Raw genomic sequence first — 19,572 nt, forward strand, 5'->3', positions numbered from 1 at the left:
CGCAGTTCCCCGGGTGCCACGCGGCACCCGGGGCCACCGAGGAGAGATTCACGCATGTCCACGAAGCCCAGCACATCCCCCACCCCCAAGGCGTCCGGCACTCCCGGCACTCCCGGCGCGCAGAACGAAGAGAAGCTCGTCGAGTACCTGAAGCGCGTCACCGTCGAGCTCCAGCAGGCCCGCCGCCGGGTCGCGGAGCTGGAGGCGGCCGACGACGACCCGATCGCCATCGTCGGCATGGCCTGCCGCTACCCCGGTGGCATCGCCTCCGCCGACGACCTGTGGCAGCTCGTCGCCGAGGGCCGCGACGCCATCACGCCCTGGCCCGTCGACCGGGGCTGGGACGCCGACGCCCTGTACGACCCGGAGCCGGGCAAGCCCGGCAAGACGTACACGAAGGAGGGCGGCTTCCTCGACGGGGCCACCCGCTTCGACGCCGGCTTCTTCGGGATCTCGCCGCGCGAGGCGCTCGCCATGGACCCGCAGCACCGGGTGCTCCTGGAGACCGCCTGGGAGACGTTCGAGCACGCGGGCATCGACCCCACCTCCCTCAAGGGCAGCCGCACCGGCGTGTTCGTGGGCGTCGTGGAGCAGAGCTACCTGGAACTCGACGGCCCCGAGGAGTTCGAGGGCTATCTGATGACCAGCAAGCTCTCCAGCGTCGCCTCCGGCCGCATCTCCTACTTCCTCGGCCTGGAAGGGCCCGCCGTCTCCCTCGACACGGCCTGCTCGTCGTCGCTGGTCGCCCTGCACCTCGCGGTCAACGCGGTCCGCAGCGGCGAGTGCACGCTCGCCCTCGCCGGCGGCACCACCGTGAACGGGCACCCCGGCGGCTTCGTCGACTTCTCCCGGCAGAGCGGCCTCGCCGTCGACGGCCGCTGCAAGTCCTTCGCCGCCTCCGCCGACGGCACCGGCTGGTCCGAGGGCGTCGGCCTCATCCTGATCGAGCGGCTGTCCGAGGCCAAGAAGCACGGCCACCAGGTCCTCGCCGTCGTCAAGAGCACCGCCGTCAACCAGGACGGCGCGAGCAACGGCATCACCGCGCCCAACGGCCCCTCCCAGGAGCGGGTCATCCGCCAGGCCCTGACCGGCGCCGGACTCGGCAGCGGCGACGTCGACATCGTCGAGGCCCACGGCACCGGCACCCGCCTGGGCGATCCCATCGAGGCGCAGGCCCTGCTCAACACCTACGGCCAGAACCGGCCCAAGAGCCGCCCCCTCTACCTCGGCTCGTTCAAGTCGAACATCGGCCACACCGTGGCCGCGGCCGGCGTCGGCGGCATCATCAAGATGGTGCAGGCGCTGCGCCACGGCATGATGCCGCAGACCCTGCACGTCGACCGTCCGACCCCCATGGTCGACTGGGATTCGGGGGCCGTGGAGCTCCTCACCGAGGCCCGCCCGTGGCCGGAGCTGAACCGGCCCCGTCGCGCCGCCGTCTCCTCCTTCGGCGTGAGCGGCACCAACGCCCACGTCATCATCGAGCAGCCCCCGGCCGAGGCGCCCGCCCCGGCCGCCGAAGGCGACCCCGCCACCGGCAGCGCCACCGGCACCGCCGCCGCGACGGAGCTGCCGGTCGTCCCCTGGGCGCTGTCCGCGCGCACCCGCGACGCCCTGCGCGGCCAGGCCCGCAGGCTCCTCGACCACCTGGAGAAGAACGACGACGTCCGCGCCCTCGACGTCGCGTACACGCTCGCCGTGCACCGCGCGGCCCTCCCCGAGCGGGCCGTCCTCGTCGCCGCCGACCGGGACGGTCTCCTCGACCGGCTGCGGGCGCTCGCCGACGACCAGCCCGCCGCAGGACTGGTCCGCGGCGCCGCCGGGACGGCGGGACGCACCGCGTTCCTGTTCCCCGGGCAGGGCTCCCAGTGGATCGGCATGGCCGTCGAACTCCTCGACACCGCGCCCGTGTTCGCCCGCTCCATCGCCGACTGCGGCACCGCGCTCGCCGAGTTCTGCGACTGGTCCCTGGAGGACGTGCTGCGCGGCGCGGACGGCACGCCCGACATCGAGCGCGTCGACGTCATCCAGCCCGTCCTGTGGTCCGTGATGGTCTCCCTGGCCGCGCTCTGGCGCCACCACGGCGTCGAGCCGGACGTCGTCGTCGGCCACTCCCAGGGCGAGATCGCCGCCGCCACCGTCGCCGGCGTGCTCACCCTCCAGGACGGCGCCCGCGTCGTCGCCCTGCGCAGCCAGGCCATCGGCCGGGTCCTCGCCGGCCTCGGCGGCATGGTGTCCGTGGCGCTCGGCGCCGACCGGGTGCGGGAGCTCATCGAGCCGTGGGAGGGCCGCATCCAGCTGGCCGCCGTCAACGGGCCCGCGAGCGTCGTCGTCGCCGGTGAGACCGAGGCCCTCGACGCCTTCCTGGAGCAGGCGAAGGCAGCCGGCGAGCGGGTCCGCCGCATCGACGTCGACTACGCCTCCCACTCCGCGTACGTCGAACTCCTCGAAGAGGAACTGGCCGGACTCCTCGCCCCGGTCGCCCCCCGCACGGCGGAGATACCGTTCCTGTCCACCGTCACCGGCACCTGGGCCGAGGGCACCGAGATGGACGGCGGATACTGGTACCGCAACCTGCGCCAGACCGTCCAGCTCGACACCGCCGTCCGCCGCCTCCTCGGCGAGGACTGGACCACCTTCGTCGAGTGCAGCCCGCACCCCGTGCTTGCCGCCGGCATCCAGGGCACCATCGACGACACCGGCCGCGACGCCGTCTTCATCGGCTCCCTGCGCCGCGACGAAGGAGGCCTGGAGCGCTTCTGGACCTCCCTCGGCGAGGCCCAGGTCCGCGGCGCCGGACCCGACTGGGCGAAGGTCTTCGACGGCACCGGCGCGCGGCGCGTGCAGCTGCCGACGTACGCCTTCCAGCAGGACCGCTACTGGTACGAGGCGGGCAGCTCCACCCTCGACGCGCAGGGCCTCGGACTCGGCGCGACCGGGCACCCGCTGCTCGGCGCCGCCGTCACCGTCGCCGGCTCCGACGAGACCCTGTTCACCAGCCGCCTCTCGCTGCGCACCCACCCCTGGCTCGCCACCCGCACCCTGCACGGCGCGCCCGTCCTCGACGTCGCCGCGCTCGCCGAACTCGCGGCCAGGGCGGGCGACGAGTTCGGCGCCACCAGCGTCGACGAGCTCACCCTCGACAACCCGGTCGTCCTGCCCGACGGCGAAGGCGTCCACGTGCAGGTCGCGGTCGGCGCGCCCGACGCGGACGGACGGCGCTCCGTCCTCGTGCACGCCCGCCCCGAGCGCGGCGACCTGCCGTGGACCCCGCTCGGCCGCGGCCTGCTGAGCGTCCGCGCCGCCGGGGCTCCGTTCGACCTCGCGGCCTGGCCGCCGGAGGGCGCCGTACCGCACGGCGACCCCGCCGCGGAAGCGGAGCCGGAGCCCGCCGCGGACGCGGCGACCGAGGCCGCGCCCGTGACCGTGTGGCGCACCGACGACGGCTCGCTCCACGCCGAACTGCGGCTGCCCGAGCGGGAGGTCCCCGGTGCGGGCACCCACCTGCTGCACCCGGTGCTGCTCGCCTCCGCCCTCGGCATCGCCGACCCGACGTGGGGCCAGGACGGGTCGGGACCCGCGTGGACGGCCGACCGGCTCACCGGCTTCCGGGTGCACGCCACCGGCGCCGCCGCCGTCCGGGCCCGGCTCACCCCGCTGGCCGAGGGCGCGTACGGGCTGCGGCTCGCCGACCGCAGCGGGCAGCCCGTCGCCTCCGCCGAGTCCGTGCGGTTCCGTGCCGTCCTCGCCGAGGAGATCGGCCGCGGCCGTGCCCGGGCCGCCGACGCCCTGTTCCGGATCGGCTGGACCCCGCTCGCCCTGCCCACCGGCCAGGCCGACCCGGCCGCCGTCACGTGGGGCGTCCTCGCCGACGGCACCGGCCGCGACGGGCGGGACCCGCAGCGGCACGGGGCCGGGTTCGCCGGCCGGCCGTTCACCGGCCCGGCCGACGTCGCCGCCGCCCTGGACTCCGGGACCCGCCTGGACGCGGTCCTGCTGCCCTGGACCAGCCCCGAGGCCGGATCCCCGGCCGAGTCGGCGCACCTCGCCGCCCACCGGATCCTGGAGCTCGCGCAGCGCTGGATCGCCGACGAGCGGCTGGCCGGCACCCCGCTGGTCGTCGCCACCCGCGGCGCCCTCGCCACCGGAGCCGTCCCGGCCGCCGCCGGCGACACCGTGCCCGACCTCGCCGCCGGCGCCGTGTGGGGCCTGCTGCGCTCGGCCCAGTCCGAGGCGCCCGGCCGGATCGTCCTCGTCGACACCGACGAGCCCGAGGTGCCCGCCGAACTCCTCGACGTCCTCGTACGGTCCGGGGAGGCGCAGGCCGCGGTCCGCGCGGGCGCGGTGCTGCTGCCCCGCCTGACCCGCGTCGACGCCGACGGCTCCGGCCCGGCCACGGGGGAGTGGCGGGCCGACGGCACCGTCCTGATCACCGGCGGCACCGGCACCCTCGGCGCGCTCTTCGCCCGCCACCTCGCCGATGTCCACGGGGTGCGGCACCTGCTCCTCACCAGCCGCCGCGGCGCCGACGCCGAGGGCGCCGAGGAGCTCGCCGCCGAACTGCGGGAGCTCGGCGCGGAGGTGACGATCGCCGCGTGCGACGCCGCCGACCGGGACGCGCTCGCCGCCGTCCTCGCCGCCGTCCCCGCAGACCGGCCGCTGACCGGCGTGGTGCACCTCGCCGGTGTCCTCGACGACGGACTCCTCGCCGACCAGACGCCCGAGCGGGTCGACCGGGTGCTGCGGCCGAAGGCCGACGCGGCCTGGAACCTGCACGACCTGACCCGCGACCTGGACCTGTCGGCCTTCGTGCTGTTCTCCTCGCTCGCCGGCGTCATCGGCGGCGCGGGCCAGTCCAACTACGCCGCCGCCAACGCGTTCCTCGACTCCCTCGCCCAGCACCGGGCCGCCCGCGGCCTGCCCGCGACCTCCGTCGCCTGGGGCCTGTGGGCGCAGGCCAGCGGCATGACCGGGGACCTCGACGAGGCGGACCTCCAGCGCATCGCGCGGGCCGGCTTCCGCCCCGTCACCACCGAGCAGGGCCCGGCGATCCTCGACACGGCCCTCGGCCTCGGCAGCCCCGCCCTCGTCGCCACCCCGCTGGACATCACCGCCCTGCGGGAGAAGGCCGCCCAGGCTCCGCTGCTGCTCACGACCCTGGCCAAGGCCCCCGGCCGGCCCACCGCCCGCAACAGCGCCGTGGCCGCCGGAGACCCCGCGGAGATCCTCGCGGGCCTCCCCGAGGACCGGCGCCTCGGCTACCTCGTCGACCTCCTGCGGGCCGAGATCGGCGCCGTCATCGGGCACGCCGACCCCAGCACCATCCCGCTGGACCTGCCGTTCCCCGGCCTCGGCTTCGACTCGCTGACGTCCGTGGAGCTCCGCAACCGCATCAGCACCGTCACCGGCCGGCGGCTGCCCGCCTCCCTGGTCTTCGACCACCCGACCCCGGCGGCGCTCGCCGCGCACCTGTGCGCACTGCTCCTCGACGGGGCCGGGACGGCGGCGGCGGACGAGACGGACTTCGAGGCCGACATCCAGCTGCCGGACGACATCGTCCCCGCCGGCGAGGTCGTCCGGTCCGCCGACGACCCGTCGGAGGTGCTGATCACCGGCGGCACCGGCTTCCTCGGCGCCTTCCTCCTGCGCGACCTGCTGCGCACCACCCGGGCCACCGTGCACGTCCTGGTCCGCGGCGCGGACCAGGAGGACGCCCACGCCCGGCTCCGCGCCAACCTGGAGTGGTACCGGCTGTGGCCGGAGATCGACCAGGAGCGGGTGCGGGTCCACGTCGGCGACCTGGGCCGGCCCCGGCTCGGCCTCGCCGAGGAGGAGTACGAGCACCTCGCCCGTACCGTCGACGCCGTCTACCACCCGGGCGCGTCGGTCAACTGGATCCACCCCTACGCCCGGCTGCGGGAGGCCAACGTCGGCGGCACCGTGGAGCTGATGCGGCTCGCCGCCAAGTACCGCAGCGTGCCCCTGCACTACGTCTCCACCACGGGCGTGTTCTCCGGCGCCACCGGCGACGGCCGGGCCCTGCGGCCCACCGACCCGGTCGGCACGCCCGAGTCGATGCCCACCGGCTACGTGCAGACCAAGTGGGTGTGCGAGCAGCTGGCCAAGCGGGCCGTGGAACGCGGACTGCCCGTCACCGTCCACCGCGTCGACGTCATCTCCGGCGACCAGGCCCACGGCGCCTGCCAGACCAAGGACTTCGTCTGGCTCAGCCTCAAGGGGCTGCTCCAGGCGGGGGCCGTCCCCGAGGGCCTGGCCGGACCGCTGCACCTGATGCCGGTGGACTACGTCAGCGCGGCCATCGTCGCCATCTCCACCCGGGAGGAGAACACCGGCCGCACCTTCCACCTCTACAACCCGGCCGAGTTCAGCTTCGCCGAGGCCGCCGAGCTGCTGCGCGCCGCCGGCCACCGTCTCGACGAGTTCGACCGGGACGCCTGGCTGGAGAAGGTGACGGCCGACCGCGACAACGCGATGGTGCCGCTCCTCGACGCCTTCGAGATGGTGATGACCGACAGCGAGGGCTTCTACCCCCCGATGGACGTCACGGACACCGTCGAGGCCCTGGAGGGCACCGGCGTGGAATGCCCGCCCGTCACCGCCGAACTCTTCGCCCGGTACGTCGAGTTCTTCGTCTCCACCGGGTACTTCCCCCGGCCGGAGAACGACCGCGTCCTGGAAGCGGTCTGATCCCGTCCCACCACCCCTGACGCCGGCCCCGCCCGGCGAGCACGCCCGGCGCGCCCGGCCTCCCGTCCTCTGCGAGGGGAGGCCGGGCGCGCGTCTCATCGTGCGGGCATCCGCCGGTCTCGGCTCAGGCCACCCCGGCGATTACCGCGCGGTGACTCGCGGCATGAACGGCTTGAAACTGCCCTCCCGTAGCGTTCTGGCATCGGCGCGGTTCCCCTGCGGCGCACCTTCGCGCAACGCAATCCGACCTCGCAGACCGCCGGCATTCGTGCCGAACTTCCGTTGAATTCCCGAGGAATTCCGGATCCCGTACGCCAGAACGCCGCCTGTGGTCACCACCGCCGCTGTCGGACCGGTGAGAAAACAGACGGCTTGGGGAGGAGAAAAAGAATGACCAGGATCGACAGCGCGGGCGACATCGAGGTCGACCGCATTCTCGACGAGGTCGGGAAGGCCGTGCCCCTGCTGCGGGAGAACGGCGCGGAGGCCGAGAAGCGACGCTGGATCCCGCAGGAGAACATCGACGTCCTGGACAAGGCGGGCGTGTTCCGCATGGGCGTCCCGGCGCGCTTCGGCGGCCTCGACAGCTCCCTGGAGCAGCAGGCCCGGGTCCTCTCCGCGATCGCGAGCGGCTGCCCGTCCACCGGCTGGGTCGCCATGGTCTGGGTGTCCAGCGGCTGGCTCGTCACCCTGTTCCCGGACAGCGTCCAGGAGGAGGTGTTCGCCGGCGGCTCCGTCAAGGTGTCCGGTGGCTTCACCCCGAGCGGCACGCTCAAGCGGACCGAGGGCGGCTACGTCCTCGACGGCGCCTGGCGCTTCAACTCCGGTGTGCGCGGCGCCGACTGGAACATCGCCGCCGCCATCCTGGAGCACGAGGACGGCTCCCACGAGGAGGTCGTCACGATCGTCCCGCAGTCCGAGTTCACCATCGCCGACGACTGGGACGTGACGTCCGCCGGCGGCACCGGCAGCTGCACCTCCACCGCCACCGGGGTCTTCGTCCCCGAGCACCGGGTGGTCGGCTTCGGCGACGCCATCTTCAACACCACGCCCGGCCGCGACCAGGAGGTCACCCCCGGCCGCAAGTACGGGCTGTTCAGCTACGTGATGGCGGCCGGCGCGTCCGCCTACCTCGGCATCGCCACCGGCGCCCTGGAGCTCTTCCGGGGTCGTGTCAACGGCCGCCCGATCACGTACACCGACTACGCGGACCAGGCCCAGCACCCGCTGACCCAGATCCAGGTCGCCACCGCCGCCAACAAGATCGCCGCGGCGTACGCCCTGCAGTCCGGCTACATCGCCCGCCTCCAGGCGCGCGCCGACGCCGACGAGCAGCCCACCACCGAGGAGAAGGCCGAACTCCGCGGCCAGGCCGCCTACGCGATGCAGCTCGCCAAGGAGGCCGTCGAGATCGTCTACAGCGCGAGCGGCGCCTCCGTCATCGGCCGCTCCGCACCGCTCCAGCGGTTCCACCGTGACGCCCAGGGCCTGTCCCTGCACGGTCTGCTGCTGCTCAGCACCAACCTCGAGGTCCACGGGCGCGTCCTGCTCGGCCTCGACCCCGAGACCCCCTTCCTGTAAGGGGCAGGCGCGGCCCGCACACCCGGGCGGGCCGCGCCCACCGGTACTCCGACTCCTCCCCGCCCGTACTCCCCCTTCCGGGCGGGGACGGAGGCCGCGCGCGTCGCACCCCCCCTGTGCGACGCCCCGGCCGGACAGCACGACGGAGCGCCCATCAGATGGTCACCCCCACCCCCCACCCCCCACGCCCCGCCTTCGTGGAGCTCTCCGCTTTTCCACCGACAAAGACGAGATCAAAGGGATCATTTGATGGACGCTCAGCACAGCGACGCACAGCTCGACCAGGACGGGACCACGGAGGCCGCCACCGGCGGCTGGAACCGCCGCGGCTTCCTGAAGCGGGCCGGCGCCGTCGGCGCCATGGCCGCCGCGGGCATGGCCATGTCCGGCACCACGACCACCGCCTCCGCCGCGCCCAGCGGCACGCCGGTGGAGCCCGACCCCGACATCCTCGTGATCGGCGCCGGCTTCGCGGGCCTCGCCGCCGCGCGTCACCTGCGCGGCATGGGCTTCGACAACGTCCAGATCCTGGAGGCCAGAGGCCGCATAGGCGGCAGGACCTGGACCGACACCCTCCAGGGCCAGCAGATCGAGCTCGGCGCCGGCTGGTTCCACCCGAGCCAGTCGAACATCCAGAGCTCGCTGCGCAAGTACGGCATCGGCATCGTCTACGACGACCCGATGGACGCCGTCCTCGCGCAGCAGGCCGACGGCAGCTACCGGCAGTACGACGTCGGCACGGCCTTCGAGACCCTGGGCGGGCTGTACACGAAGTTCTTCGAGGGCACCCAGACGTTCCTGCCGAACGCCCTGAACCCGCTGCAGGCCAAGGACCTGATCGCCGCCCAGGACGGCTACACCGTCGCCGACCGGTACGCCAAGCTCGGGATGACCGCGGAGGAGAAGGCCTGGATCGGCGGCACCCTGTCCGGCTACGCGGGCCTGCCGTCCAGCGGCGCCAGCTGGACCTCCCTCGCCCAGTGGTGGGGCCTCGGCGGCTACGACGCCAACGGCTGGTTCAACCTGACCAGCCAGAAGCCGGCGACGGGCATGATCGGTCTCGCCCAGGCCATGCTCAACGACGCGAAGCACGAGATCAGCTACAACCAGAACATCGTCCGGATCTCCGACCCGGCGGCCGCCGGCTCCCAGGTCTCCGTCACCACGGCCCAGAACATCGTCTACCGGGCCAAGGCCGTCGTCTGCGCCGTCCCGACGAACGTCTGGAACAACATCACCTTCACCTACGGCATTCCGCAGGCCTTCAAGGACGCGGCCACCGAGGGCCTGGGCGTGCCGCACGCCGTGAAGATCTGGATGTACGTGCGCGGCCCGCAGACCCGCACCCTGGTGCAGAGCGCGGAGGGCTCGAAGTTCGAGTCCATGGTCCCCATGCACAAGCTCCCCGACGGCCAGCTGATGATCGCCTTCGGCGGCGCGGGCCTTTCCCTGGACAAGGCCAGCCTCAACGCCGAGACGAAGCGGATCCTCGGATCCGCGTACGAGGTCGTCGACTTCAAGGTCGCCGACTGGGGTCACGACCCGTACGCGCGCGGCGGCTGGTCGCTGCGCCGTCCCAACCAGCTCCTGCGCCAGCTGCCCGCCCTGCAGCAGCCCGTGGGCCGCATCGCCTTCGCCAACGACGGTCTGGCCAGCGGCTGGAACGGCTTCATCGAAGGCGCCATCGAGTCCGGCATCAACGCCGCGATCAAGGCGGCGGAGGCCTCCGGCATGGCGTGACGCCCGTCCGTCAGGCCGGCGACCGCCGCCGACCCCACCCTCCCGTAGAAACAGGAGTACCTCACCGCCATGACGACCACCTCGGACCTGAAGAACCTGGTCCTCACCGACGACGTCGAGCAGCAGAACCAGGCGTTCATCGACGCCTTCAACTCCGGTGACGGCGCCATCTTCGACGCGCTGTACCGGGATGACGCCATCTCGAATCTGACCGGAAAGCCCCTCACGGGCGCCGAGCGGAAGCAGGGCATCATCGACCTGCTGAAGACCGGACCGAAGCTCGACTCGCGCGTGACCAACAACTACGTCGCGGGCGACGTCTCGCTCGTGTTCGTCGAGTTCGAGCTGGAGCTCACCGGTGAGGACGGCGAGCGCACCGTCATCAACGGCACCTGCACCGACGTGATGCGGCGCGTCGGCGAGAACCGCTGGATCATGGCGGTCGACCGTCCGCTCGCCGACGAGCTGCCCACCGCCTAAGACGCACCAACGGTTCCGGGTGCCCCCCGCCCCGGAACCGTTGCGAGACCCCTGCACGGCCCCCGGAGGACACGCGCTTCGACCACCCCTACGAAGCGCGTGTTCGTTCCGGGGGCCGCCCCTTCCCCCATAGGAGCGAGGCCAGAAGGATGAGCAGCATGCGGTGCCCGTTTGTCATAGACCCGACAGGCTCGGACGTCCACGCCGAGGGCCGGTTGCTCAGAGCGAGAGGCCGGGCCACCCAGACCGAACTGCCGGGCGGCGTGGTCGTCTGGACCGTCACCGACCACCAGCTCGTCAAGGACCTGCTCACCGACCCGCGCGTCTCCCGCGACACGTACCAGCACTGGCCCGCCTGGGGCAACGGCGAGAGCGAGCTCGCGCAGACCTGGTCGCTCGCCATGTGGGTCGCGGACCGCAACATGATCACGGCCTACGGCGACGACCACAAGCGCCTGCGCAAGCTCGTCGCCAAGGCGTTCACCGCCCGTCGCACCGCCGTCCTGCGCCCGCGCATCGAGGAACTGACGCACACCCTCCTCGACCGGCTGGCCGCGCTCTCCGAGGACGGCACGGACGGGACGGTCGACCTGAGGGCCGAGTTCGCCTACCCCCTCCCCACGTACGTCATCTCCGAACTCCTCGGCATCCGGGACGACCTGCGCGACCGGCTGCTCCACGTCATCCACAACCTCTTCGACACCAGTGCCTCGGCCGAGGACGCCCAGCGCAACGAGGCCGAGGTGTACGCCCTCCTCGCCGAGATCGTCGAGGTCAAGCGGGCCGACCCGGACGACGACCTGATCACCGGGCTCATCGGCGCCCGTGACGAGGACGGCGGCCAGGGCCTCACCGAGCGCGAACTCGTCGACACCATCCTGCTGATGTTCACCGCGGGACACGAGACGACCGTGAACCTCCTCGACCACGCCGTGTACGCCCTGCTGACGCACCCCGAGCAGTTCGCGCTCGTGCGCTCCGGCGAGGCGAACTGGGAGGACGTCGTCGAGGAGACCCTCCGCCTGGAGGCCCCACTGGTCAACCTGCCCATGCGGTACGCCGTCGAGGACATCGACCTCGGCGACGTCGTCATCCCCAAGGGCGACCCGATCCTCATCTCCTTCGGGGCAGCGGGCCGCGACCCCCGCACCCACGGCGAGACCGCCGACGAGTTCGACCTCACGCGGCCCACCCGGCGCGACCACGTCGCCTTCGGCCACGGCGTCCACCACTGCGTGGGTGCGCCCCTGGCCCGCCTGGAGGCGTCCATCGCGCTCCCCGCGCTCTTCGAGCGCTTCCCCGACCTGGCCCTGGCCCGGCCGGCCGAGTCGATCCCGCCCCTCGGCTCCTTCATCTCCAACGGACACGGCGAGCTGCCGGTGCTCCTGAAGGGCGGCGCGTCCTGAGGACATCAGGACATCAGAGCATCAGGCCATCAGGGCATCAGGAAGGGGGTCGCGGCGTCATCGCCGCGACCCCCTTCTTTCCATGGGCTCCGGGGGGAGGCCGGAGGCTCTAGGCCCGGCTCCCGTCGGCGAGTCGGCGGAAGTCGCTCCGGTAGTAGACCAGGGGGTCGCCGTCCCCGGTCTGCGCCTCCAGCACCTCGCCGATGAGGATCAGGTGGTCGCCGGCCGGTATGCGGCGTTCGGTCCGGCACTCCATCCGCACCAGGGCGTCCGGCAGCAGCGGCAGCCCGGCGGGGGACAGGTCCATGTCGAGACCGGCGAACTTGTCCGCCCCCTTGCGCGCGAAGTGCCCGGCGAGGCCCTCCTGGCCCTCGGCGAGGACGTGCACCGCGAAGCCCGACGACTGGTCGAAGGCCTCGTAGCAGTTCGCCCTGTTGTCCAGGCACACGAGGACGAGGGCGGGATCCAGGGAGACCGACGAGAAGGCGCTCGCGGTGAAGCCGTGGTGCGAGCCCGCCGGATCCGACGTGGTCACGACGGTGACTCCACTGGTCCAGTGGGACAGAGCGGCACGGAAAAGGTCTGGGGAGATCGACTTTGTGAGCACATGTCCATGGTCCGGGAACCGCCTCGAAAGCATGTCCAGTCGATGTCGCGACCCCTCTTCCCGTTAGGTGAAAATCAACACTTGACACTTCCTTGTCGTTTGTTGGCTCCGTGACAGGCCATCTGCCTAGGGTGAACTCAGCCACGTCGACGATGTGAGGCCGGCGCCAAAAGCGCCGGGAAGGAGTGTGCGGAGTGCGATTCAACCTCTTAGGCCCTTTCGAGATCATCACGGACGACGGTCGCATCCATCGACCCGGTACGCCGAAGGTCTGTCAGACGCTTGCCCTGCTCCTCACCAGGCCCAACGAGGTCGTGGCGTCCGAAGCTCTCATACGGGAGCTATGGGGTGCCCATCCGCCTCGAAGCGCTCAGACGACACTCCAGACGTACGTGTACCACGCCCGCCGCATGCTGGTGAGCGAGTGTGGAATACCGGCCAACCGCCAGATCGTGACCACCCGTTCGCGCGGGTACGTCGCCGAGGTCGACGCGGACGAGATCGACCTCCTGGTCTTCGAGGGTCTGATCAACCAGGCGCAGGAGGACCTCGAACTGGGGGCCGTCCAGGGCGCTTCCGCCCGGCTCCGCGAGGCGCTCGCCCTGTGGCGTGGCCCGGTGCTGTCGACCGTGCGGACCGGAGAGGTGCTCGCGTCCGCCATCTCGCACGTCGAGGAACTCCGCATCCGGGCACTTGAGTTGCGCATCGAGACCGAGCACCGCCTCGGCCGCTACCGGGAGACGATCCCCGAGCTGCGCATGCGGGTCCAGGACTATCCGCTCAACGAGTGGTTCCACGGCCAGCTGATCCGCGCCCTGTCCCAGGCGGGCCGGCGCGCCGAGGCGCTCCAGGCGTACCAGAACCTGCGGCGCCTCCTGAACGAGGAGCTGGGTCTCGAACCCTCTCCCGAGGTCCAGATGTTGCAGCGCGAGGTGCTCGGTTCGGCGCCCGTGCGCAAGGAAGTGATCCGGGCGGAGCTCGAGGTCACGCCCCTGCGAAAAGTCTCTCTCGCCGGCTGACCCTCCCGGGAATCAACGGGACCGGTCGAAGGTTCTGATGGTGCGGCTGCCCGGCCGACGTCGCGTGCGACGTTCGGCGACACGGAGTGGGGCGGCCGCACCACGGCGTTTCCACGGCGCCCCGAAGGCGCGTCCACGACGTTCTCACGACCCACCCACGCAGAAAGGAGAGCTTTGCCATGCCCTCGACCGCCCAGATAGGCGTCATCGGCCTCGCGGCGACCGGGCGCAACCTCGCCCGCAACCTGGCCCGTCGCGGCTACGCGGTCGCCGTGCACAGCCGGACCGCCGACCGGACCCGGGGCCTCGTGAGCGAGTTCGGGCACGAGGGCACGTTCCTCCCCGCCCGGACCGCGCGCGAGCTCCTCTCCTCCCTGGAGCGGCCCCGACGGCTCCTGATCACGGTCAGGGCCGGGGAGGCGACGGACTCCGTCATCGCCGCGTTCGCCCCGCTCCTCGAACCCGGGGACCTCCTCGTCGACGGCGGCGACGCGCACTTCGCCGACACCCGCCGCCGCGAGGCCGAACTGGGGGAGCACGGCATCCACTTCGTCGGAGCCGGCATCTCCGGCGGCGAGGAGAAGACGCTGTACGGCCCCAGCATCACCGTCGGCGGCTCCCCGGAGGCGTACGACGTCGTCGGCCCCGTCCTGGAGACGATCGCCACCCGCACCTCCGACGGCCGCCCCGCCGCGACGCGCGTAGGTCCCGACGGCGCGGGCCACTTCGTGAAGATGGTGCACGACGGCATCGCCCACGCCACCGTGGAGCTGACCGCGGAGGCGTACGACCTGCTCCGCGGGATCGGCGGCTTCTCGCCGGCGCGCATCGCGGACGTCTTCGGGCGGTGGGACGGCGGCCGGCTCGGCGCCCACTTCACGGAGATCACCGCCGACCTCCTCGCCCGCACCGCCGTCGCGGACGGGGAGAGCCGGCAGGAGCCGTACGACGGGCAAGGGGGTGGTTACGGGCGCCGCGTCGCCCGGAGCGCCCAGGACGCCGACGTCCCCGTCGCGAACATCGCCGCGGCGGTGTTCGACCAGGCGCTGTCCGGCCTCGCCGCCTGGCACCGGGCCGCCCGCCGGCTGCCCGGACCCGAGCCCATCGGACGGCACCTCGCCGACGCCGACGGGTTCGTCCGCGAGGTGGAGCAGGCGCTGTACGCCTCCAAGGTCGTGGTGTGGGCCCAGGGCTGGCACCGGATCGTGGAGGCGAACGGCGCCTACGGCTGGGACATCGACCTCGGCGTCGTCTCCTCCCTCTGGGGCGACGACTCCCTCGTCCCGGCGCCCTTCCTCGACCGGATCGCCGGCGCCCACGGGTCGGGCCGCGCCGTGCCCTGCTTCCCGGCCGACGCCGCGTTCACCCGCGAGTTCGCCGCGGCGCAGCGCGGCTGGCGCGGCGTCGTCGCCGCGGCGGCCCGCGGCGGCGTCCCCGCCCCCGCCCTCTCCACCGCCCTCTCCTACTACGACACCCTGCGCGCCGAGCGCGTTCCGGCCGCCCCCGCCCGGGGACGGCTCGACCCGGCGGGAGTCCGCACGGGACACCGCACGGCACAGCACGACGACTTCATCCCGAAAGGCTTACGGATCCCATGACCGCTCTGACCCCTCAGCTGGACTCCCTGTACGACGAGATCCTGCGGCGCAACCCCGGCGAGGCCGAATTCCACCAGGCCGCCCGCGAGGTCCTCGAATCCCTCGGCCCCGTGCTCACGGCCCGCCCCGAGTACGCCACGGCCAAGCTGGTGGAGCGCCTCGTGGAACCGGAGCGGCAGCTGATGTTCCGGGTCCCGTGGGTGGACGACTCCGGAACCGTCCGGGTGAACCGCGGCTTCCGCGTCGAGTTCAACAGCGCCCTCGGCCCCTACAAGGGCGGCCTGCGCTTCCACCCCTCCGTCAACCTCGGCATCGTCAAGTTCCTCGGCTTCGAGCAGATCTTCAAGAACGCGCTGACCGGCCTCGGCATCGGCGGCGGCAAGGGCGGCAGCGACTTCGACCCCCGCGGCCGCTCGGACGCCGAAGTGATGCGCTTCTGCCAGTCCTTCATGACCGAGCTCCACCGCCACCTCGGCGAGCACACCGACGTCCCCGCCGGCGACATCGGCGTCGGCGGCCGGGAGATCGGCTACCTCTTCGGCCAGTACCGCCGCATCACCAACCGCTGGGAGGCCGGCGTCCTCACCGGCAAGGGCACCGGCTGGGGCGGCTCGCAGGCCCGCGCCGAGGCCACCGGCTACGGCAACGTCCTCTTCACGGCCGAGATGCTGCGCCACCGCGGCCAGGACCTGGAGGGCCTGCAGGTCGGCGTCTCCGGTTCCGGCAACGTCGCCCTCCACTCCATCGAGAAGGCCCAGGCGCTGGGCGCCCACGTCCTCACCGCCTCCGACTCCAGCGGCTACGTCGTCGACGAGAAGGGCATCGACGTGGCCCTGCTCAAGCAGATCAAGGAGGTCGAGCGCGGCCGGATCTCCGAGTACGCCGAACGGCGCGGCGGCGCCGCCCGGTTCGTCACCGGCGGCAGCGTGTGGGACGTCCCCGTCGACATCGCCCTCCCCTCCGCGACCCAGAACGAGCTGGACGAGAACGCCGCGCTCACCCTCGTACGCAACGGGGTCAAGGCCGTCTCCGAGGGCGCCAACATGCCCGTCACCCCGAAGGCGGTCCGCGTCCTGCAGGAGGCCGGCGTCGCCTTCGGCCCGGGCAAGGCCGCCAACGCGGGCGGCGTCGCCACCTCCGCCCTGGAGATGCGCCAGAACGCCGGACGCGTCGCCTGGGACTTCGCGCAGGTCGAGCAGGAGCTCGCCACGATCATGCGCGACATCCACCGCACCTGCGTCGAGACCGCCGAACGCTACGGAACCCCCGGCGACAACGTCGCCGGAGCCAACATCGCCGGCTTCGAGCGCGTCGCCGCGGCCATGCTCGACCAGGGCGTGATCTGACCCACCCTCCCCGACCGGCTCCCGGTCCGCTCCCATGTGCGGGGGAGCGGACCGGGAGTCCCCTCGCCACCGACCGGTGAGGCCCCCCCGTCCTCCCGACGAGCCCCGGCCGACGGCTCCGTCGACCGACGACACCGCGTCAGCCGAACCCCGCGCCGAGATGTGCGAGAAGCGGCCTCACGGAAGGATGGGCGTCCCGGCGCGGGGCGATCGCGTAGATCCCGCGCGTCGGGGCGGCCACGAGCCGCGCCGTGGTGACGTCCGGGCGCAGCGCCCGGGTCAGGACCCCGGGGATCAGGGCGATGGCATGACCGGTCGCCACGAGGGCGACCTTGCCCGGCAGATCCGCGGCGGCGAGATCGACGCGTACGGTCGCTCCGGCGCGGGCCGCGTGCTGCCGCAGCAGCGCCGCCGACCCGTCGTCGTCCTCCACCCACGTCTCCCCGGCGAGCCCGCCGATGTCCACCGCCCCGCCTCCCGCCGCGGGATGCCCGGCGGGCAGCGCGACGACCATCTCGTCGAGCCCCAGGAAGTGGCGTACGAGCCGGGGCGCGTGCGGCAGCCCGGGCGGCGCGTCCGTGACCACCGCGACGTCGAGCTCCCCCGCGAGGACCCGCTCGTGCAGGTCCGCGCTCAGCCCCGGACGCAGACTCCACGGCAGCGGCCCCGCCTCGTCGAGCAGCGCCCGCACCGCCTCGGGGACGATCCCCGCCGCGAGCGACGGCGTGGCCCCGACGGCCAGCGGCCGCTCCCGCGCCCCGTCCCGGACGGCCCGCACGGCGCTCACCGCCCGGTCGGCCTCGTCGAGCGTGGCCAGGGCGTGCCGCCGGAACACCTCCCCGGCCGCCGTAGGGCGCACGCCCCGCGCGTGACGCTCCACCAACGCCACCCCGAACTGCCGCTCAAGCCCGGCGATCTGCCGGGAGACGGCCGACTGCGTGTGATGCGACTCCGCCGCGGCAGCCGACAACGACCCCAGCCGGCACACGGTCACGAAACTCCGCCACACCGTCAGATCCATCAGATCCATGGACGCCAGTATGCCGAAGTATGCGGAGAGGTATGCGCATCACGCAGACCTGGCCTGCGAGATCTGCGCTTGTCGCAGTGTTCGCGAGGGCGGATCGTGGCCTCATGACCGCACCGCAGAACATCACCGTCCTGGGCCTGGGCCGCATGGGCACCGCGATCGCCACCCGCCTCGCCGCCACGGGCGCGGACGTCACGGGCTGGACCCGCTCGGGAGGGCCGCACGAGGCCCGCGCGCCCGGCCGCTTCGCCGCGGTCCCCGAGGCGAAGGAGGCCGTGGCGGGGGCCGACGTCGTCCTCCTGGCGCTCTTCGACGCAGCGGCCTGCCGGGAGGTCCTCGACGCCGTCGACGGCGTGGTGCCCGCGGACGCGGTGATCGTCAACACCGCCACGATCGCCCCCGACGAGGCTGCCGCGCTGGCCCGCCGCCCGGGCCCTGCGTACGTCCACGCGCCCGTCCTCGGCTCGGTGCCGGCCGTCGCCGCCGGCGCGGTGACGTTCCTCGCCGCCGCCGAGGAGCCGGCCGCGCTCGACCGGGTACGACCGGTGCTCGAAGCGCTGGGCACCGTACGGCCCGTGGACGGCGCCGCCACCGCCGCCGCGCTCAAACTGGTCGCCAACCACAGCCTCGCCGGCGCCGTCCTCGCCCTGCGCGACGCGCTGCACCAGGCCGACGCCCTCGGCCTGCCCCGCGACCAGGCCCTGGACGTCCTCGAACGCGGCCAGCTCGGCGGCCTCGTCTCCCGCAAGCGCCGCTACCTCCAGGACGGCCCGCCACCGGCCACGGCCGAGTTCACGATCGGCGCGCTCGCGAAGGACCTGGCCCTCCTCGCCGGGGCCTCGCGGCTCCCGGTGCGCGGCGGCACCGCCCCGTTCGCCACCCCCACGGCTGCGTCCGACGCGGACATCGCCCTCGCCGCCACACTCCCCGCCGCGCCGGACGCCGCGGTCCTCGCCCCGCTCCGCGCCTACGTCCGGGGCCACGCCACCGGCGATCCCCGCCACTTCCGCGAGGCGTTCCTGCCCACCGCGCACATCGAGGGAATCCGGGACTCCGTCTTCGTCTCCTGGCCGCTGGACGAGTACTGCGCCCTCTTCCGGGGCCGCCCGGCCCCCGACGAGGCGACCAGGGTCCGGCGCGTCGACACCGTGGACGTCCACGGCACCGTCGCGACCGCCACCATGACGCTCCTGCACGGCCCGGACACCTTCACCGACGTCTTCCTGCTGGTCCGCACCGGCGGCACCTGGCGGATCGCGAACAAGGCCTACCACCGTCACCCGGCACCGGCCGCCTCCTCCAGCGCCAGGTAGTCCGAGAGCAGCGCGGCCGCCGCCAGCATCGCCCGCCCCCGGGCGGCGACCCGGCCGCGCCAGTCGTCGAGGGCCGCCTCCAGCGCCCGGGTGTCGCCGGCCGCGCGGACCTGCCGGACGACGGTGGCGATGACGGCGAGCGGATATCCGCCCCGGCGCAGGAAGTGGGCGAGTTCGGCGTCCCGCACGTCGTCGGCGTCGTACACGCGGTGGCCGCTGTCGGAGCGGCGCTCGGGGCTGAGGACCCCGGCCTTCTCCCACGCGCGGACGGTCGCCACGCTCACCCCGAGGCGGCGGGCGAGCTCGCCGATCGTGAACGACGCGGCAACACCCCTCCGCCCCCGCCACGAGGCCCCGCCCGAGGCCCTGCCCGAGGCCCCACCGAGCCGGGCCAGCACCTCTCCCACGGCCTCCAGGGTGCCCCGGTCGCGGAGGAGTTCGGCGTGGCCGCGGTCGACGGCGGCCAGCGCCTCCTCCAGCCGCCCCCCGGTCACCGCCCGCATGATCGCCGCCGCCTCCGCGTACCCGTGCGCCGGTACGAGGGCGCGGTAGGCCCTGAGCGCGGCGGCGTGCCGCGCGGTGTAGCGGCGGTGCCCGGAGGAGGTGCGGTCGGCCGGCGGGAGGAGGCCGTCGCGCTCGTGGTTGCGGACGGTCTGCGGGGAGATGCCGTGCTCGCGGGCGAGATCAGCCGGCCGGAGAGAAGCCATATTTGAGATTTTAGGCCGCGGAAGGCCGCCTGTGGCA

12 protein-coding genes are annotated in these 19,572 nt (G+C 73.3%); 9 read left to right on the top strand and 3 right to left on the bottom strand.

Features of this window, described 5'->3' with window-relative positions; all coding sequences use genetic code 11:
* The first annotated feature begins 54 nt into the window (after positions 1-54).
* From HHL19_RS13400 to HHL19_RS13420, 5 genes are all read left to right on the top strand, one after another.
* On the top strand, positions 55-6,708 hold the full coding sequence (locus HHL19_RS13400; protein ID WP_169089095.1) for a type I polyketide synthase: 6,654 nt from the start codon (positions 55-57) through the stop codon (positions 6,706-6,708).
* Positions 6,709-7,098: 390 nt separating this feature from the next.
* Entirely contained in the window at positions 7,099-8,289 is a 1,191-nt protein-coding gene (locus tag HHL19_RS13405; protein ID WP_169089097.1) for an acyl-CoA dehydrogenase family protein, read from the top strand.
* 249 nt (positions 8,290-8,538) lie between these two features.
* Positions 8,539-10,029 carry an NAD(P)/FAD-dependent oxidoreductase gene (locus HHL19_RS13410; RefSeq protein WP_169089099.1) on the top strand — a complete coding sequence of 497 codons (1,491 nt, stop codon included), beginning with the start codon at positions 8,539-8,541 and terminating at the stop codon, positions 10,027-10,029.
* A 69-nt stretch (positions 10,030-10,098) separates the two neighbouring features.
* A complete protein-coding gene (locus HHL19_RS13415) occupies positions 10,099-10,509 on the top strand; it encodes a nuclear transport factor 2 family protein (RefSeq protein WP_169089101.1) in 411 nt (136 codons plus the stop codon).
* 149 nt (positions 10,510-10,658) lie between these two features.
* The gene (locus HHL19_RS13420) at positions 10,659-11,915 is read left to right on the top strand and encodes a cytochrome P450 (RefSeq protein WP_169089103.1); all 1,257 of its coding nucleotides are present in this window, start codon (positions 10,659-10,661) and stop codon (positions 11,913-11,915) included.
* A gap of 109 nt (positions 11,916-12,024) precedes the next feature.
* On the opposite strand, the gene HHL19_RS13425 is transcribed toward HHL19_RS13420, so the two are convergent.
* Entirely contained in the window at positions 12,025-12,555 is a 531-nt protein-coding gene (locus HHL19_RS13425) for a flavin reductase family protein (protein ID WP_169089105.1), read from the bottom strand.
* A 161-nt stretch (positions 12,556-12,716) separates the two neighbouring features.
* On the opposite strand from HHL19_RS13425, the gene HHL19_RS38490 reads away from it, so the two are divergent.
* From HHL19_RS38490 to gdhA, 3 genes are all read left to right on the top strand, one after another.
* On the top strand, positions 12,717-13,541 hold the full coding sequence (locus HHL19_RS38490; RefSeq protein WP_169089107.1) for an AfsR/SARP family transcriptional regulator: 825 nt from the start codon (positions 12,717-12,719) through the stop codon (positions 13,539-13,541).
* A 179-nt stretch (positions 13,542-13,720) separates the two neighbouring features.
* Complete coding sequence (gndA, locus tag HHL19_RS13435) at positions 13,721-15,139, top strand: NADP-dependent phosphogluconate dehydrogenase (RefSeq protein ID WP_169089109.1); 1,419 nt, start codon at positions 13,721-13,723, stop codon at positions 15,137-15,139.
* On the top strand, positions 15,136-16,485 hold the full coding sequence (gene gdhA / locus HHL19_RS13440; protein WP_169089111.1) for an NADP-specific glutamate dehydrogenase: 1,350 nt from the start codon (positions 15,136-15,138) through the stop codon (positions 16,483-16,485). The genes gndA and gdhA overlap by 4 nt, the downstream gene beginning before the upstream one ends.
* A 139-nt stretch (positions 16,486-16,624) precedes the next feature.
* On the opposite strand, the gene HHL19_RS13445 is transcribed toward gdhA, so the two are convergent.
* Positions 16,625-17,506 (bottom strand): LysR family transcriptional regulator, encoded by an 882-nt coding sequence (locus tag HHL19_RS13445; RefSeq protein WP_169090024.1) that lies wholly within the window; start codon positions 17,504-17,506, stop codon positions 16,625-16,627.
* Between the two features lie 113 nt (positions 17,507-17,619).
* Between HHL19_RS13445 and HHL19_RS13450 the strand changes: the two genes are divergently transcribed.
* A complete protein-coding gene (locus HHL19_RS13450) occupies positions 17,620-18,828 on the top strand; it encodes a nuclear transport factor 2 family protein (RefSeq protein ID WP_169089113.1) in 1,209 nt (402 codons plus the stop codon).
* Here HHL19_RS13450 and HHL19_RS13455 read toward each other — a convergent pair.
* Positions 18,792-19,535: a MerR family transcriptional regulator gene (locus HHL19_RS13455; RefSeq protein ID WP_169089115.1), complete on the bottom strand. Its 744-nt coding sequence runs from the start codon at positions 19,533-19,535 to the stop codon at positions 18,792-18,794. The two genes, HHL19_RS13450 and HHL19_RS13455, sit on opposite strands and share 37 nt — an antisense overlap.
* Positions 19,536-19,572: the final 37 nt, after the last annotated feature.

This window comes from Streptomyces sp. R302 (genome assembly GCF_012927245.1).
In the GTDB taxonomy this organism is placed as follows: domain Bacteria; phylum Actinomycetota; class Actinomycetes; order Streptomycetales; family Streptomycetaceae; genus Streptomyces.